This is a genomic window from Flavobacterium zepuense (assembly GCF_007097145.1).
Taxonomy (GTDB): Bacteria; Bacteroidota; Bacteroidia; order Flavobacteriales; family Flavobacteriaceae; genus Flavobacterium; species Flavobacterium zepuense.
In genome coordinates this window covers 1-15,901 of record NZ_VJVZ01000016.1, presented here as the reverse complement: position 1 = coordinate 15,901, position 15,901 = coordinate 1, and the positions used below count along the sequence as shown (strand labels likewise).

The window sequence follows — 15,901 nt, the reverse complement described above, 5'->3', positions numbered from 1 at the left end:
CTTCTAACGATTTAACTATTAACCCTAACTAAACAAAAGTATGCAAATTTTTACGCACTCCTACCGGGGGCGGCTTATTAAAACACTCTTGATTATGAAGATTATTTTACTTCTTATCTTTCTGGCCTGTTTTAAAGTGTCTGCCTCCGTTTATGCGCAAACCATTACCCTTAACGAACGAAATGCATCGCTGGGCAAGATTTTCCGGCAAATTGAAAAGCAAAGCGGTTACAGCTTTTTTTACAAGGACGAACTGCTAAAACACACAAACCCTGTCAGCATAAACATTCAGGATGGTGAACTTACAGATGTACTGGACCGCTGTTTTTCAAATCAACCCTTAACCTATGAAGTTGTAGATAACACGATAATCGTAAAGCCCAGGGAAACGACCGTAAAACAAAAGATTAAAAGCTTTCTCAATATACCATTAAATATAAAAGGACGTGTTACCGACACAGCAGGCCGGGCCTTACCCGGGGCAGTGATAAAGATAAAAGGAACCAATGTTGCCGTGACTGCTAATGATGATGGCGAATTTGAAATGAAAGGCGTAAGTGAAGATGCGGTGTTAGTAGTTACCTATATTGGGTATGTTACGACTGAAGTGCCAGTTAGCGATATAAGTGAAAGTCAGCTTAGGATTGTGCTAAGATCAAACATTGCGGAATTAGAATCAGTTAATGTTGTTTCAACAGGTTACCAAACAATCCCAAAAGAAAGAACAACCGGTTCCTTTGCCCAGCCTAATAAGCGTATGTATGAATCCAGAGTTGCTACAGATGTCCTCAGCAAATTAGATGGCATCACTAACGGTTTGCTCTTTAACTCAAATACGAATAATACGCAATCAGGCCGCTTGGATATAAATATCCGTGGCAGAAGCACAATTTTTGCTAATGATCAACCATTAATTGTTGTAGACAATTTTCCTTATAGTGGGGACATTAATAATATAAATCCAAATGACATTGAATCGGTCACGATTTTAAAAGATGCAGCCGCTGCCTCCATTTGGGGAGTTAGGGCAGGCAATGGTGTTGTAGTATTAACGACAAAAAAAGGCAGGTTAAATCAACCCTTAAAAGTTACACTTAATTCTAATGTAACAGTTGCCGAAAAACCTGACCTTTTATACAATCCATCCCAGATGACCCCTTCGGATTTTGTAGACATGGAGCAGTTTCTGTTCAGCAATGGAAAATACAATGCTGACCTGAGGAACACAAGTACGTACCGCCCGGTAACTCCTGTAGTCGAAATACTAGCATTACAACGGGCAGGAACCCTATCTGTTATAGAGGCTACAAGACAAATTGATGTATTGAGGAAAAATGACATCAGGAATGATATGTCTAAATATCTCTACCGTAATGCCATCAAACAGCAGTATGCCGTAAACTTGAGCGGTGGCAGCCAGCAGACAAATTACTATTTATCCGCTGGATATGACAAAAATCTGCAAAACCTTAAATACAATAATTATAACCGTACAACAGTCAATTCTATATTGGTTTTTAGACCCATTAAAAACCTGGAGGTAACTACCGGTATAAATTATATAAAGTCCAAAACGCAAACGGATAATACTGCAAGTAGCCTTAACACCGGTGGGCTTTACTCCAGCGTGTATCCATACGCGCAACTGGCTGATGTAAACGGTACTCCCCTAAATATAGTAAAATCATACAGAACCAGTTATATACAATCAGCGCCTGAGAAAGGATTCTTGGATTGGACATATGCACCTTTAAATGATTTAGGACTGTCTGATAAAACGACTAAAAATGAGGATATCAGGCTCAGCCCCGCAATTAAATATACCCTATTGAAAGGCTTAAGTGTGGAGGGTAAATTACAATATGAGAACTATACTTCAAATTACCGCGACTTCGAAAGCCAACAGACGTTCTTTACACGGAACTTGATTAACCGTTACTCAATTTTAAACGCTGGCAAAGTCGTTGGTTATAATATTCCTTTAGGAGGTATCCTAGGCCAATCCCTAACGACAGTTTCAGCGTACAACCTTCGTGGACAGGTTAATTATGCACATTCATGGCAAAAACACAGCCTGTCAGCGATTGGCGGATTAGAACAAAATGAGACAAAGACCGATGGGAACACAAGTGCACGCCTATATGGTTATAATGATAACACTGCTGTATTTACCAATGTCAATTTTGCAACACCCTACACTATAAACCCAGGTAGCAGCACTGCACTAATCCCAAGCCTTGCGGGCGTTACCGGTGTGCTGGACAGGGTACGTTCTTATTTTGGCAACGCCGTATATACATATAGCGATAAGTACACCATATCATTAAGTGGCCGTGTGGATGGTTCTAATTACTTTGGGGTTAATACAAATCAAAAATCCGTCCCCTTATGGTCGGCTGGGGGAAAATGGGCTATTGACCATGAAAAGTTTTATCACCTCACATGGTTGCCTACCCTGCAATTAAGGGCGAGCTATGGCTATAATGGAAACTTAAACCGGAATGTTACCGGTGTCACAACTTCCAGATACCTGGTCAATAGTGATTATACCAATCTTATTCAGGCCGATATAAGTAATATAGGCAACCCCAATTTAAAATGGGAGAAGGCTGGAATAGCAAATTTCGGGATCGACTTTGCGTTGAAGAACGATGTGCTTACAGGTAGCATAGAGTACTTTTTTAAGAATGGTACCGACCTGATTGGTGATGCCTCTGTAGCGCCAAGCACGGGACAAACCGTCTTCAGGGGGAATTATGCTGATATGAAAGGACACGGTATTGACATTCAGCTTAACTCAAGGATTGTAAACAGCATGTTTTCCTGGAATAGTTCACTTATATTTAGCCACGCGACTGATCGGGTTACCAAATATACAGCGCCGATTATCGTTTCACAGCTGACATCGGCGGATGGGTCTAACCCAACTATTTATCCAATAGTAGGGAAACCGGTATACGGCCTTTGGAGTTATAAGTGGGCGGGGCTTGATCCAGCAACGGGAAATCCCCAGGGATATTTAAATGGAGGTATTAGTACCGATTATTTTTCTCTAAACAATCCACTTTCAGCAAATGAGCTAGTTTACAACGGATCAGCAAGACCACAATTCTTTGGAGGATTTAATAATAGGTTCAGCTATAAAAACCTAAGCCTTTCTGTTAACATTACTTACAGATTTAGTTATTATTTCAGAAGGAGCTCGCTAAGCTATTATGGACTATTCAGCAACTGGATTGGCGGGAACAGGGAATTTGCATCGAGGTGGCAAAAAACAGGGGATGAATCACTTAGCAATGTTCCATCAATGATTTATCCGGCTGACCCTGACCGGGACACTTTCTACAATTTATCTGAGGCGACAGTGGAAAAAGGCGATAATATTCGTTTACAGGATGTTAGCCTAAGCTACGATCTTTCTCAAAAGCGGCTAAAATGGTTGCCGGTACAAAACCTGCAACTCTATGCCTATGCGAATAATTTGGGAATAATCTGGCGAGCCAATAAGCTTAATCTCGACCCGGATTATCCAACCGGAACGCCAGCCCAAAAAACGTTTTCATTAGGCCTTAAAGCTGACTTTTAATCATCCTGATAACATAAATATGAAAAAATCACGACTTACCGCTCATATATATACAGCCATTTTGATAACTATTTTTGCTTTCATTCAGGTTTCATGTAAAAAAACATGGCTTGATGCCAAGCCTGATAAAGCCCTGGTAATACCTGAAACAGTTCAGGATTTTCAGGCTATCCTCGACAACAACACGGCCAGCTATCTTTTTAACCTCAACCAGCCTAGCTTACCCGAGGTTGGAGCTGGTGACTTCACTATTTTGGAGGATAACCTGCAAGGCCTTCAAAACGTGCAGGAGCGCAACGCTTATATTTGGTCTACTAACATTTTTGCAGGGGAATCCAGTTTCGATTGGAACAATGCTTACAAACGTATCTTGTACGCCAACATCGTTTTGGATGGCTTCTCAAAAATATCTACGGATTTGCAAAGTCAGGAAGCATGGAAAAATATAAAAGGCACCGCACTATTTTACCGCGCCTATGATTTCTTTAATCTTATCCTGGAGTTCAGCAAGGCTTATGACCCGCAAACCGCAACAAGCGACTTGGGAATACCATTACGCCTTACTTCCGATGTGGATGTCACTTCTGAAAGGGCTTCGGTACAGCAATGCTACGACCAAATCGTAAGTGACCTGATGAAAGCTAAAGACTTGCTTCCTGAACTGCCTGCCTATCTAACAAGGCCAGGTAAGTGTGCCGTTTATGCCCTGCTTAGCCGTGTTTACCTTAATAGTGGACAATATGATAATGCTTTGGCTTTTGCAAATCAGTCCTTGTTATTAAACAACGGGTTGCTTGATTATAATAGTTTAGATCCGTCTGCGACTAACCCGATATCACGCTTTAATACCGAAATAGTCTATCATCACGCATTAGCAAGCTATTCCGCATTTGATAATAACGCACCGCTACTTATCGCAGATAACGGCTTGTATAACAGCTATAGTGACAATGACCTTCGAAAGGTAATATATTTCAAAGATGCCTCAGGCCTCGTGACCTGGAATGCTTCTTATACCGGTGATAATTCGCTTTTTGGCGGGTTGGCAACCGACGAACTCTATCTGATTAGAGCCGAGTGCTATGCCCGTCAGGATAATGTTCAAGCCGCTCTTGAAGACTTAAACACCTTACTGGTCAAAAGATGGAAAACAGGAACTTTTATTCCATATACGGCAACCGATAGCACCGATGCCTTGAGGAAAATTCTTTCAGAAAGACGAAAGGAACTTGTTTATCGTGGGCTTCGATGGTATGATCTGAAACGCTTAAATAAAGAAAGCCGCTTTGCGTTGATACTAACTCGAAGCGTAAATGGCACGCAATACGTGTTGGCACCAAATGATCCAAAATACGTGTTTCCCATTCCTCCTGATGAAATCCTGCTTACAGGGATGCCACAAAATGCCCGTTAATATTATTCAATTACCGTAACTAATTAAGATTAAACAAATGAAAATTCGATATACAATTATTCTTGCTATATTAATTTGCCTTGACGCCCGCGGTGGCTTGGCACAGATAAAACCGCTTTCCATCGGCGATCAGGTTCCTGACATCGCCCTTACTAACATTATTAATTATAAAAAGACAACGGCGAACTTATCGGATTTCAAGGGCAAATTGCTAATCCTTGATTTTTGGGCAACATGGTGCAGCCCTTGTGTTTACATGCTACCTAAAACCGACTCACTTCAGAAAGTGTTTGAGGGCAAAGTCCAGTTCTTGCCGGTGACGACCCAGAGGCAATACCTGGCTGGTCCCTTTCTTGAAAAATTACGTAAGAATAAGCATGTTGTCATCCCCTCAGTAATAGGCGATAAAATACTACATAATTATTTCCCGCACATGTTTATCCCATATTATGTTTGGATTAATCCGGAGGGTAAAGTGATCGCTACAACGGAACAGGACCAGGTGACTTCCGAAAATATCAAAAAAGTCCTGAGAGGTGAGGCATTAAACGTAAAGAATGTCATTGGTGCCAGGGAAAAAATACTGGATCGGTCGAAGCAGGTTTTTATACTTGGTATGCCTTTTATTGAACGGGATAGTAACAATGTGGAGTTGACTTTATTAGATACGAATAAACTGATGATACAATCTGTTGCGACGAAGTATTTGCCAAATGTAATCGGCCAGGGGTGGAATAATTCAACCCACTTTGTATCTACGAATACATCTATCCTTGGCCTTTACCAATTCCTTTACGGTATAACTGTTAAACCTAATACAATGGACTTCTATAATAAAGATAGGTATGCTATAGAAGTAGATGATTCCATAAAAAACAAGGTAACCTTTACAGATGAAGGATATGGCGAATGGTTAAAAGAAAATGGTTACTGCTATGAACTGGTGTGGAAGAACATTAAAACCTGGGATGAGAAAGTCAGTTTATTAAAAGATGACCTTGACCGTTATTTTGCAAAGCCGCTTGGGATAAAAATAGAGCTGGAAAAAAGGCCTGTTGTATGTGATATTCTAATTATGACTGATAGTACCAAATTAAAAACTTTGGGTGGGAAACCCGTTGAAGAGCATGATGCTTATACCTATAAGCAACGCAATCGGACTTTGGGATGGTTCAAAAACCAGTTAACTTATTTCTGGCAGGGTTCAGGGCGTAGTATAATAAATGAAACTAATTACAAAGGAAAAGTCGATCTTGATTTGAACTGCAAAATGTCAGATAAAATTGAACTTAACAAAAAACTTGCAAAATATGGTTTGAAAGTAATTGAGGCAGAGCGTCCATTAGACATCTTAATTGTGAAAAATAGATATTAAAATAGCCTGGGTGATATATTTAAATATATCACCCAGGCATTTGTTAATTTGGTTGGTATGTCCCAGTAGTAGGAGATACAAACACAGCATCAGCAGCTGGGTTATCCCCTTCTTCCGGTGCTTCAGACTGTGACCAGACACCCCTGCAAGTGTTTGACGAAGTACTGCAACCTCCCGGTGTAGGATCATAAGTAAACTGTGTTCGCGCATTGTTGTTGTTTGCAGCGGAATGCACAAAAGTGTAGTTCGCAAAAACTTTCTTTTTTTCCGGCTGCTCGTTATTTTTAAATGCGCTGAATCCTATTGCAAGGACTGCAACCAGCAGCCCTAAGGCAAATTTGTAAGAATTTTTCATGTTGAAAATTTTAAAAATTAGGTTTGCAGAGCCAGGGAATAAAGTACAAGGCAGTAAACCTTGTTTATGCACTCAACCTGTTGTCCTGGCGTCGCCAATTGGGGAGGTAAATGTGTAAAGCAGAATGTATCCCCATTACAATCGTGCTCAGTAAATGAAAATTGCTATGATATTTTTGTCCTCAAAAGCCTGCCCCGAAGAAGGATATATCCGGCCTAGATAACCCTTCTTAAAAATTACTTGCAGATTGGCCTACCTGCTGTAAACATACTTTATTGGACATCCTTCGGTTATAACGGAGCAGCATTTGTTGTGCTGCTTTTTTCTCTAACCGTTACGTTTTACAATGGCAGCATAGAAATGCCCCATCAAGCCATAATAACTGCATTGTTTCTGATAATGATCGGTTTGTATTTATAGAACCTGTCCAGCGTCCAACTGGTCAGCTGGTAACTATTGCAGTATGGGCAAGGATAAATTCTTTTTTGTGCAGGCCTGCCCCTGCGGTGCTTCATACGTAAAGCCGCTGACTTTATCCCTACAAGGCTGCCTCCAATGGTACATCAGATTCCGGGCTTCCTCTGCTGATGGAAAAACTGCTTTACCTTTAGCTTCGCATTTAGTATACATACCACCACTTTTTTCAATATCAGATTAGTTTATTGATAGAAGAAATGCTGTTGAGTGTTCAGGTTCAAAGTCTTGAAACGCTGTAATTGTCGGTATGTCAAATGTATGGCAATATTTTAATTCTAAACAAGCACAAATTTTAACGGGGTGCCAGTTGTCGGTAAAAAGATACCAGTCAACATGACCTTTCAAGCAAAAGACAAATAAATCCGTTACAAAACATATGCAATGGATGCGAAAAAACATCTATATCTGCGCTAATTCAACCATTTTTACTGTTGTTTACCTGCTTTATTTTCCCCGAATTGTTTTTTAAAGCTCTCGATGTACTTTTTCGTAACTGAAAAAAAGTCGGGACTTAAATTTTGGATCAGTGATAGATATTGTTGCTGGATGATAATTGTCAGTTTATCGCGCGATTCTGATTGATAACCTTCTATGATGCGACAGTTAATTAATACCCCTCGACTAACCTGATATATACCTGCTTCCGCATATTTATCTGCTAAACTTTCGATGGTTATTGCAAGTGGTAAATTGTCATCGTACATCGTCACAAAGCGTACGAATTTTTCCTCCCGATAAAAATAAAGCACATCTCTCGATACCCGGTAACAAAAGCTCTGGCCCCTATAAACACCTTCAAGCAGAGGTTCTACATAGCTATTATCCTCGGATGGCATTTCCTCCGTTTGTTTCTCTTCAGAAGAGCTGGAAAATTCTTTGCTCTTTGACGTCAGCATCAGGTAGTGTATCCAATAATAACAATTTAATAAAAACAGCAAAATCATAACAACGGGCAGGCCAGAGCGGAAATAGCCATTGTACCATACGTTTTGTCCGATTGCCAGGAAATACACGCTAATAAACAAAAAGTCAATAAACGCTGCTACAAATATACCAAGGCAGATTTGGTAGGATACTCTTTCTAAAAAGTGGTTACGCCAGCTGTACTTTGCATCGAGGCGAATTGATGTATTGTGCACGAAAAAGACAAGTACCAGGGCAATGAACAAGCTAATTATCAAGGCGAAATAAAAGCGCCAAGATCTGATAGCAATATCTATTTCCGACCAACGACCGTGAAGGCAACTATAGATGGCCGCTGCAATAGCAGCCATTACAAGAAAAGGTTTGTTTTTGTAATCTACATTTTCCATAAGCGAACGTTACTTTTTGCGCTTACCGACGAAAATAAGAGAGCAGACGAAAATATCGAAGCAAGGGTAAAGCGGCCTGGTTAATTATTACAGTGATAGATATTTGGATAATAAATATATGCACACATAGTATTTTATAAAAACAATTGCGCTTAAATCGGATAAAGGGTATGTTCAATCGGTCAAATCATTAATAACAGGCTGCAATGTGCAGCCTGTTAGAGATCAGGATTACTTTGCACTATCAAGCTCGCTTAGCCTTTGGCTAAGTTCTACCAAACCCGCCTTTTGAAGAGCCTCATCGGCAAGTGATTTTAGCTTCTGTAAATCATCAGCAGGAACATTTGCCAGTATCCCGATCTTATCATCTCCTTTATCGGATAATCCCTTTTCAATAATTGCGTTAAGGAGCAATACATCTTTTCGTGAAATCTTAAGGTCGATCTTCACTACATCATTCATTCCAGGAGTACTCAATATCGTATCGAATACCTGGGCCACTACATTTGCCGTCATAATTACACGTGTTTAATTGAACAATAAATAACTGTACAAAAGTAGCGAGCCTGTAAACACGCAACCTAATCGAAATTCGACCATGATGGGTAAAATCGAAAAGACCGCTTTACTTTTGCTTATGAGAACTGAATGTGAAAGTGAAAATGTGCGGTTATGGAATTCAGGAAAAAGCGGCTTACGATAAGAGAAGCCAAAGAAATGGACATGGTACATTGCCTGTCCCATTTAGGTTTTGAACCGGTTAAGATCATCCGTAATGATCATTGGTACCACTCACCATTACGTGAGGAAAGGACGCCATCTTTTAAAATCAACTCGGCACTCAACAGGTGGTATGACCACGGCATCGGCAAGGGCGGTAACCTTGTAGATTTTGGTGTGCTGTTTTGGGAGTGCAGCGTCGCAGATGCACTGGTAAAACTATCCGGTGATTTTTCCTTTCAACAGCAACGAATCCTGCCGGTCAGATCAGGTGCTGAGCATCTAGGAAAAATTAAAATTTTAGACAGCTTTTTATTGTCTTCATGGCCCCTGCAACTTTACCTTCAGCAGCGCAAAATCCCTTCCGAAATTGCAACCCGGTTTTGCTGTGAAGTACGTTATGAATTTAGTGAAAAAACATGGTATGGCATCGGCTTTAAGAACGACCTCGGAGGCTGTGAGATTCGTAGTACTTACCATAAATTAAGCAGCTCGCCAAAGGGAATTACTACCATTCAAAACGGCGCAGAAAACGTATTGGTCTTCGAGGGCTTTTTTGACTTCTTATCTTTCATGGTAATTCTCCCAAAAGATGAATTTATTGATGCCGATTATATTGTACTAAATTCCCTTGCCTTCTTAAAGGCTATCCATCCAACATTAAACAGCTATAAAAATGTAAGCCTCTTTTTGGATAATGATGACGCTGGCAACAATGCTGTTAAACTGGCACTCAAATGGGGTAAGCAATATGAGTATGAAAGCAGACTTTATGAAGGTTATGGCGATCTTAATGACTGGCTTATTAATTCTCCGCAGGCGCAAAAGTACCAGCATTCCCAAATTACAGCAGGCAGCCCTATGTCTGAAAAACCTCCAAATGTACTATAGCCACCAATTGGGCTTTTACAGCTAACAGATATTTTTTTAAGCTTTCCGGGATAATCTGGAAGCAATCAGTTTGCCTGTACCAGCAAACGGCAAGATGAACCGGTGTCATACACCGGATATCTTGCCGCCCTTTACTCCGGAGTCGTGGGCGGGGCTGATGAATAGATTTTTGAGTTTGAAATGTGATAAATGATGATGTGATGAAAAATGAAAATTCAAACAGGACAAAACGTATTATCTTCCGAATGAGCCCGGAGGAATACCAAAAGATCGAGCGAAGGTCAAATGCCTCTACCTGCAAAAACCTCAGTGATTATTTGAGGCACTGCTTATTTGATAAACCCATAGTAACAGTTTATCGCGACGGCACAAAGGATGACTATTTAGCAGAGATGGGCAAGCTACGACAGGAACTTAATGCAGTCGGAAACAATTTTAATCAGGTAGTCAAGCGCCTCCACACTATAGATGAGCTTCCGGAATTCAGGAACTGGCTAATGGTTTTTGAGGTGGAAAAACGTACACTTTCCAACAAGATCGACAGCATAAAAGAGCACATACTAAAACTATCTGAGTCATGGTTGCGGTAGTCAAAACAGGGCGCTCCGTCCACCGCATTTTCAACTACAATGAGAACAAGGTTAAGGAAGGAAAAGCGGAAATAATTGGTGCCGGAAATTATCCCTTTGACCCTGAGAAAACAACTATCACAATGCGGCTAAACAGGCTGCTCTGGCAGATGGAATTGAGGCCCGATGTAAAGGTAAACAGCGTACATATTTCACTCAATTTTGACCCCTCGGAAATCAACTTGCCTAAAGAAAAACTAATGCAAATTGCAGAGGCTTATATGGAGAAACTGGGCTTTGGGAACCAGCCATTTTTAGTGTACCAGCACCACGATGCAGGGCATCCGCACCTGCACCTGGTTACCACCAATATTACAGCGGATAGCAAGCGAATTAGCCTGCATCATATCGGTATAGAAAAATCAGAACCAGCACGCAGGGAAGTTGAGCAGCGCTTTGGCCTTATTGCAGCCCAGGGGCAGAAGGAAAGCGCAGCAAATAAGCTCCAGCCTATTTCGATAGGTAAGGTTACTTATGGACGCGTGGAATCAAAAAAAGCACTTCAATTGGTACTGGAAAATATTGTAGCAGATTACAGATATACCAGCCTTGCAGAGCTTAATGCCGTGCTTCGACAATACAATGTTCAGGCTGACCGTGGCACCGAAGGATCAAGGATATTCAAGACCGGCGGATTAGTCTACCATATCCTGGATTCGGGTGGAAAACCCGTGGGTGTTCCTATCAAGGCCAGCGCTTTTTACAACAAGCCAACTCTTAAAAGCTTGGAGGAAAAATACAACAGCAACGAAGTAAAGCGCATTCCCCACAAAGGAAGGGTCAAGAATGCTATCGACGTTGCTTTGCTTGGTGGGAAGACAAGCCTTAGAGGCTTTATTAGTGCCCTTGAAAAGCAGGGGATCCATGTTGCCCTACGTCAAAATGAATCTGGGCTGATCTATGGTATCACTTATGTTGACCATACCACTAAATGTGTATTCAATGGCAGCGCCCTCGGAAAGCAATACAGTGCTAAAGCTATTCCGGAAAGATGCCTACAAGAAGTACTGCCGGGACAGCAATTGCCGGGGCAAGCAGTCCCTACACAAACTGGGTTACAACCGCACGCTGGCGCCGGTGCGGCAGAAACCAAAGACGAAGAAATTTCAACAGGTGCTGCTAACCTTTTAGATGCATTGATGCAGCCTGAGTTTATCCCGGACTACTTGCCGCACCAATTAAAAGGCAAGAAGAAAAAGAGAAGGAAAAATAAACGTAATAATAACAACCTGTAAATCTAAAGCTATGGCCATGCAAACCGGAGAAAACGAACAGGCGCTGAGGAAGATATTGGATATGACCCGCCTGATAAGCATTGTGATCTTAGTGATCCATTGCTACTACATTTGCTATACAGCTTTTCAATACTGGGGGCTGACCAGTACGTTTAGCGACCGCCTGCTCGGCAATGTCTACAGGACGGGCTTGCTTTCCAATTTTTATAAATCCAAGCTAATCGCCTTGGGCTTTTTGTGCATTTCCTTAATGGGTGCCAAAGGTCGTAAGGATGAAAAGCTGAACCATAAGACGGCATTTGCCTATGTGTTTACCGGGCTGCTTTTATACTTTGCCAGTTACCTTGCCCTGAAGATGGCGCTTGAAGTAGACTATCTCGCTATCGTATATATGTGCTTAACCGGCATTGGTTACTTGCTTGTTCTTACCGGTGGCACCTTGCTTTCCCGTATTATTAAGAACAGGCTCAATAATAAGGATATTTTCAACAAAGAAAATGAAACTTTCCCCCAAGAAGAGCGCCTCTTGGAAAATGAATATTCAATCAACCTGCCAGCGCAGTACATGTTAAAGGACAAGCAAAGAAAAAGCTGGATAAACATCATCAATCCATTCAGGGGAATTTTGGTATCGGGCACCCCAGGTTCCGGTAAATCTTATTTTGTGATCAGGCACATTATTACCCAGCACATCCGCAAAGGATTTACCATGTTTATTTATGATTTTAAGTTCGATGACCTTTCGCGCATTGCCTACAATACATGGCTGAATAATAAAGACAAATATAAGAAAGTGCCATCATTTTATGTCATCAATTTTGATGATTTATCGCGTACCCACAGATGTAACCCCTTGGAGCCATCGGATATGACCGATATTACGGACGCAGCGGAATCAGCGCGCACTATACTAATGGGCCTGAACCGCGAATGGATAAAGAAACAGGGCGACTTCTTCGTGGAATCACCCATCAACTTTCTAACGGCAATAATTTGGTATCTAAAGCGCTACAAGGATGGTGAGTTCTGTACCCTGCCCCATGTGATCGAACTGATGCAGGTGGACTACGATAGCCTCTTTACCCTACTCAGGACAGAAAAGGAAATTGAAGTACTCATCAATCCGTTTGTAAACGCTTACCTCGCAGATGTGATGGAGCAATTAGAGGGGCAAATTGCCTCAGCCAAAGTGGCAATGGCTCGGCTTTCTTCGCCGCAACTATATTATGTATTATCAGGGAATGATTTTTCTTTAGATATTAATAACCCTGACGACCCAAAGATCGTTTGTATGGGCAACAACCCGCAGAAAATACAGATTTATGGAGCAGTGCTAGCACTATATGTAACGCGCCTGGTAAAGCTTGTCAACAAAAAAGGCAGGCAAAAAAGTAGCCTCATATTTGATGAGTTCCCAACCATTTATCTTAATAATATGGATAGCTTAATAGCAACCGCAAGGAGTAACAAAGTTTCTACTTGTTTAGGCATACAGGACTTCAGCCAGCTGCGCAAGGATTACGGACGTGAGCAGGCTGATGTTATAATGAATATTACCGGCAATATTGTAAGTGGTCAGGTAACCGGGGACACGGCCAAGCAATTGTCGGAGCGTTTTGGTAAAATCATGCAGGACAGGGAAAGCCTTTCGATCAATAGCGGCGATACTTCCATCAGCCGCTCAAAGCAACTGGAATCAGCTATCCCGCCCTCTAAAATTTCAGCCCTAAGTTCCGGTGAATTTGTCGGTATGGTGGCTGATGATCCTGATGAAAAAATCGAGCTAAAAGCTTTTCATAGCGAGATATTGAATGACCACGCGGCACTCAAAAAAGAGCAGGACAATTACAAAGAGATTGAAGTAATTCGCAAGCTGGATAATACCATCGTCCAGCGAAACTATCTTCAAATCAAACAGGATATTCATTATATTATCCGGTTTGAAATGGAGGCATTACTTAATGATCCGGCGAAATCACATCTTGTAATTAAGAAAAAGTAATACTGAGTGACTTATTTAATGATGGTTAGATAGTCGAGCTTATTAGATTTCCAAAGTTGTAATTCCTTCTCGTTAAGCGGAGTAATTGATATTATTTCATAGGCTTTGTCCACTGTTCCATCATCATTCACGTTTAGTTTTCCTTTTTTAATAGGTAACTTTTTTAATCGCATTCGTACTATATCATTTTTTAAAACTCTTGAGGGGAAGAGTTCATTATATGACCTTAGCTTAAAAAAGGTAGCAATTTTATGAAGAGCCCTAATGTTGTACTTAACTCTTGACTTCAAATTCTCGACACTGCTAACGTAACTGTCGCCAAGATCTATTTCCTGGGAGAGCTTAAGCATGGATAAGTACGGTTTATGTTTGATACGCATCTCCCTTACTCTTTCTATAATAAAGTAATCAAGTTCCAATATAATAATCTCAAAAAGTTCCTCTTCCATAAAAAATTAAAAGAGGAAAGGACGCTTATATATTACGAAGAAACACACATATATATGTGGTTATTTTTAAGCATTTGACAAACGATGCGACTGGATACAATTTAGAGTTATTAACAATTTGAAATTTGCATGATTCATAATATAAGGATAGAGAGAGACAAAAAGGCTGATAGTTGTTAAAATCCACTCAATTGTTCAAATATTACATCGAATTTTACCTATTTAATTAATTTTTATGAATTTAATACAATATAAATTCTTGTTAATAATTCTTTAAAAAATCCCCATCAATGGGTATTGCCATTATATACATCTTCCCTAATTTTCGACTCAAAGAAGTATAGTCTTGATTTAACCAGTCAGACATTACTCTATTACATCTGCAATCTTAAGAACTTATTAGTTGAATCCTGATACGACGCTAATATAAAAGCTGGTGTAAAAATTTAATACCTAACCGCCTTTATCATGAAAAAACTCTGTTTAATTCTTGTAGCATTTTGTTTTACGAACGCCTTCAGCCAGTTATCCACAGGTGGTGGATCTACAGCTTCTATAACGTCTGAAATGCCCAATATATCGCCAGCGTCCCCTACGGTCGCTGCCCTTATGAAATTTGAAGAGGTACCTGTAAACAATTATACTGGAATACCGGATATTTCTATACCACTCTATAGTATAGAAACCTTATCTAAAGATATAGCGCTAAATCTTTCCTTAAAATACCATCCCTCATCCATTGCTGTGAAAGAGGTGGCAGCATACACCGGCTTGGGATGGAACCTGCTGGCCGGCGGAACGGTATCAAGGACTGTAAAAGGCCTGCCTGACGAGATCTGCCGTCCGGGTAATGCCAACGATTTTATTCCTCCCAGGGTAGGTATATATAATTATGATATTTCAAACTCGCCCAATAAATACTATCAGGTGATGAACAACACCGCTTCCGCGGCAGATAGAGCGCAGTATCTATGGAGCGCTTTTGAAAAAGGGATATTTGATAGTGAACATGATCTATACCAATACAACTTCATGGGGCATACCGGCAGGTTTTATATCAAAAAAAATACGGCTAACAATCAATTGGAGGTTATAAAGCTTGACAATGATAATGCTTTACAAATTCAATTTGCCTATACGCACAGTCAATACAACGCAACACCATACGTGTTTACGGGTTTTACGATCTATGATGACAAAGGTTATAAATACATATTTACAACACCTGAAACTACAACTGAAACTGTTATGAATGTCACAACGGGTTGGGCTTATAGTGATGCAGAACAGCCGCAACAGGTAGATCCTTTAACGTATATCAGCAGTTTTCATCTGTCGAGCATCGAAGACAATAATGGGAATCAATTACTTTCAATTACCTACCAGGATGTAACGGAGGTAACGACAAGAAAAGCACTTACCTACCATACAACTCCAAATCCACAAACCCAGGCG

13 protein-coding genes are annotated in these 15,901 nt (G+C 40.7%); 8 read left to right on the top strand and 5 right to left on the bottom strand.

From position 1 onward, the window contains the following. Nucleotides 1–94 precede the first annotated feature (94 nt). The 3 genes from FMM05_RS19320 to FMM05_RS19310 are packed head-to-tail and all read left to right on the top strand — an operon-like array spanning nt 95 to nt 6,375. Nucleotides 95–3,586 (top strand): SusC/RagA family TonB-linked outer membrane protein, encoded by a 3,492-nt coding sequence (locus tag FMM05_RS19320; protein ID WP_185965636.1) that lies wholly within the window; start codon nt 95–97, stop codon nt 3,584–3,586. Nucleotides 3,587–3,605: 19 nt separating this feature from the next. Further along, nucleotides 3,606–5,000: a RagB/SusD family nutrient uptake outer membrane protein gene (locus FMM05_RS19315; protein WP_143375068.1), complete on the top strand. Its 1,395-nt coding sequence runs from the start codon at nt 3,606–3,608 to the stop codon at nt 4,998–5,000. Nucleotides 5,001–5,037: 37 nt separating this feature from the next. Further along, nucleotides 5,038–6,375, top strand: coding sequence for a TlpA family protein disulfide reductase (locus FMM05_RS19310; RefSeq protein WP_143375067.1), 1,338 nt, complete (start codon nt 5,038–5,040; stop codon nt 6,373–6,375). Nucleotides 6,376–6,418: 43 nt separating this feature from the next. On the opposite strand, the gene FMM05_RS19305 is transcribed toward FMM05_RS19310, so the two are convergent. The 4 genes from FMM05_RS19305 to FMM05_RS19295 all read right to left on the bottom strand — a co-directional run bounded on the left by FMM05_RS19305 (nt 6,419) and on the right by FMM05_RS19295 (nt 9,036). Next, nucleotides 6,419–6,730: a hypothetical protein gene (locus FMM05_RS19305; RefSeq protein WP_143375066.1), complete on the bottom strand. Its 312-nt coding sequence runs from the start codon at nt 6,728–6,730 to the stop codon at nt 6,419–6,421. A gap of 453 nt (nt 6,731–7,183) precedes the next feature. Then, on the bottom strand, nt 7,184–7,360 hold the full coding sequence (locus FMM05_RS21050) for a hypothetical protein (protein ID WP_185965635.1): 177 nt from the start codon (nt 7,358–7,360) through the stop codon (nt 7,184–7,186). Between the two features lie 272 nt (nt 7,361–7,632). After that, nucleotides 7,633–8,520, bottom strand: coding sequence for a LytTR family transcriptional regulator DNA-binding domain-containing protein (locus FMM05_RS19300; RefSeq protein WP_143375065.1), 888 nt, complete (start codon nt 8,518–8,520; stop codon nt 7,633–7,635). 231 nt (nt 8,521–8,751) lie between these two features. Further along, nucleotides 8,752–9,036 carry a hypothetical protein gene (locus FMM05_RS19295; RefSeq protein ID WP_143375064.1) on the bottom strand — a complete coding sequence of 95 codons (285 nt, stop codon included), beginning with the start codon at nt 9,034–9,036 and terminating at the stop codon, nt 8,752–8,754. 156 nt (nt 9,037–9,192) lie between these two features. Between FMM05_RS19295 and FMM05_RS19290 the strand changes: the two genes are divergently transcribed. From FMM05_RS19290 to mobC, 4 genes are all read left to right on the top strand, one after another. Beyond that, the gene (locus FMM05_RS19290) at nt 9,193–10,131 is read left to right on the top strand and encodes a toprim domain-containing protein (protein ID WP_143375063.1); all 939 of its coding nucleotides are present in this window, start codon (nt 9,193–9,195) and stop codon (nt 10,129–10,131) included. Nucleotides 10,132–10,331: 200 nt separating this feature from the next. Beyond that, nucleotides 10,332–10,721 carry a plasmid mobilization protein gene (locus FMM05_RS19285; RefSeq protein ID WP_143375062.1) on the top strand — a complete coding sequence of 130 codons (390 nt, stop codon included), beginning with the start codon at nt 10,332–10,334 and terminating at the stop codon, nt 10,719–10,721. Next, nucleotides 10,709–11,995 (top strand): relaxase/mobilization nuclease domain-containing protein, encoded by a 1,287-nt coding sequence (locus tag FMM05_RS19280; protein ID WP_143375061.1) that lies wholly within the window; start codon nt 10,709–10,711, stop codon nt 11,993–11,995. Before FMM05_RS19285 ends, FMM05_RS19280 begins: the two co-directional genes overlap by 13 nt. Nucleotides 11,996–12,011: 16 nt before the next feature. Then, nucleotides 12,012–13,997: a conjugal transfer protein MobC gene (gene mobC, locus FMM05_RS19275; RefSeq protein WP_143375060.1), complete on the top strand. Its 1,986-nt coding sequence runs from the start codon at nt 12,012–12,014 to the stop codon at nt 13,995–13,997. Between the two features lie 11 nt (nt 13,998–14,008). Here mobC and FMM05_RS19270 read toward each other — a convergent pair whose 3' ends face one another. Beyond that, the gene (locus FMM05_RS19270) at nt 14,009–14,446 is read right to left on the bottom strand and encodes a hypothetical protein (RefSeq protein WP_143375059.1); all 438 of its coding nucleotides are present in this window, start codon (nt 14,444–14,446) and stop codon (nt 14,009–14,011) included. 468 nt (nt 14,447–14,914) lie between these two features. Between FMM05_RS19270 and FMM05_RS19265 the strand changes: the two genes are divergently transcribed. Then, on the top strand, nt 14,915–15,901 hold a 987-nt coding region (locus FMM05_RS19265; RefSeq protein WP_221932289.1), incomplete at its 3' end, for a hypothetical protein.